The sequence below is a fragment of the Bartonella sp. ML70XJBT genome (assembly GCF_028618425.1).
Classification (GTDB): domain Bacteria; phylum Pseudomonadota; class Alphaproteobacteria; order Rhizobiales; family Rhizobiaceae; genus Bartonella.
The window spans coordinates 67432-68143 of the sequence record NZ_JAQISX010000008.1 but is presented as its reverse complement, the minus strand read 5'-3'; the positions used below and the strand labels follow the sequence as shown (position 1 = coordinate 68143).

The following is a 712-nucleotide window of genomic DNA, read 5'->3' as shown; positions in this document are numbered from 1 at the left end:
ATACAATGCGCTCGCTATGCTTTCGGGTTTTCTGGCATTTATGAAGAAGACGAAGCTAAACGTATTAATGACACCACACCTGTACAACTTGTTTCTCATGCAATGCTTGAACAAATCAAACAGTTAATTAAAGAAACTGAAACAAATGAAAATACTCTTCTCTCTTACGCAAATGTCGAAAATCTAACAGATCTATCTTATGAAAAAGCACAAGAGGTTTTAGAGCTGTTGGAAAAAAAGAAAAATATTCAAAGAGAAAGAGCTCTACAATATCTCCCACAACAAGAGCAAACAGACACACCTACACAAGATGCCGAATATATTCATATCCAAGATATTGAATATGCTCCAATGTCTCACGAACAACAAACGGCGGTGTGAAATGCAACAAAGAACAGCAGAATGGTTTCAAGCCCGTTTAGGTAAAGTCACCGCTTCAAACATTTATAACATTCTTAGTAAAACAGCAAAGGGAACGCCTACAAGCAAATATGAAGATTACAAAATCAAACTCATGACAGAGCGCTTAACTGGAGAAATAAGTCAATCTTATATAACACCAGCTATGCAATGGGGTATTGAGCATGAAGAGGAGGCTCTCAAAGAATATGCTTTCATTTATGATACACAAATCACTCAATGTGGCTTTATTCAACACCCTACAATTCAAATGGCAGGGGCAAGCCCCGATGGACTGATTGATAAAGATGGC

At 37.5% G+C, this 712-nt stretch carries 1 protein-coding gene and 1 pseudogene; both read left to right on the top strand.

The features are described 5' to 3' along the window. Nucleotides 1–381 (top strand): annotated as a pseudogene (locus PVV65_RS04880) (recombinase); the annotation flags it as partial. A gap of 1 nt (nt 382) precedes the next feature. Then, the coding region (locus PVV65_RS04875; RefSeq protein WP_273789393.1) for a lambda exonuclease family protein at nt 383–712 on the top strand (330 nt) is incomplete at its 3' end.